At 69.8% G+C, this 1,179-nt stretch carries 1 protein-coding gene; it reads left to right on the forward strand.

The annotated features are described in order from the left end of the window. The coding region (locus ACYVOO_RS36905; RefSeq protein ID WP_461020104.1) for an IS30 family transposase at window positions 1-1,138 on the forward strand (1,138 nt) is incomplete at its 5' end. Window positions 1,139-1,179 lie beyond the last annotated feature (41 nt).

Below are 1,179 nucleotides of genomic sequence, written 5' to 3' on the forward strand. Positions count from 1 at the left end.
TGGCCGGTGGGACCCTCAGCGGCTCAGACCGCCAGCGGCCCAGGCGACGCGCCGCCCCGATCAGGAGCGCGTCTACATCAAGCGGGCACCCGTTCTCCAGGACCGGGTGCCCGCAGCCGTACCCCTGGCCGTGGAAGTGCGCTCGCGCTACCTGTCGGAGCGCGAGCGCATCCACATCGCCGACCGGCTCCGGGAGAAGGCGTCCATCCGGTCAATAGCCGCCGAACTGGACCGCAGCCCTTCCACCATCAGCCGGGAGATCCGGCGCAACCGCACCAACGGCACCCGCAAGCAGTGGCACTACCGGCCGTTCGCCGCGCAGGCCCGCGCCGATGGCCGCAGGCCACGGCCGAAACCGCGGAAGATCAGCCAGAACCCCGAGCTGCGGGACGCCGTCCAGGCGGGCCTGGACGAGCGGTGGAGCCCGGAACAGATCTGTCACGCTCTGCGCAGACACTTCCCCCACCGGCCGGAGATGCACGTGGTCCACGAAACGGTCTACCAGACGCTCTACGTGCAAGGACGCGGCCAGCTACGGCGGGAGCTGGCGGGCGCCCTGCGCAGCGGACGCGCCCGGCGCAGGCCACACCGCCAGGCCAACTGCCGCCAGCCCCGCTTCACCGATCCCATGGTCATGATCAGCGAGCGGCCCGCCGAAGCGGCTGAGCGGGCCGTGCCCGGCCACTGGGAGGGCGACCTGATCATCGGCAAGGACAGCGGCTCGGCGATCGGTACCCTCGTCGAACGCAGCACCCGCTACGTGATGCTTCTGCACCTGCCCACCGACCACACCGCAGCCAGCGTCCGCGATGCCCTGACCCAGACCGCGCAGAAGCTCCCGCAGCACCTGAAACGGTCCCTGACCTGGGACCAGGGCGCAGAGATGGCCGCCCACCGCAGCTTCACCCTCGCCACGGACATCCCCGTCTACTTCTGCGACCCGGCCAGCCCCTGGCAGCGCGGCTCGAACGAAAACACCAACGGTCTGCTCCGCCAGTACTTCCCCAAGGGCACAGATCTGTCCGTCCACACCCGCGAGCACCTCGACGCCGTCGCCACCCAGCTCAACCGCCGACCACGCAAAACGCTCGGCTGGGAAACCCCAGCCGAGCGCCTGCATAAACTGCTCACGGCCTGATCAACACGACCACGTGTTGCGACGATCCCTGGAATCCGCCG

This window comes from Streptomyces daliensis, from assembly GCF_054782395.1.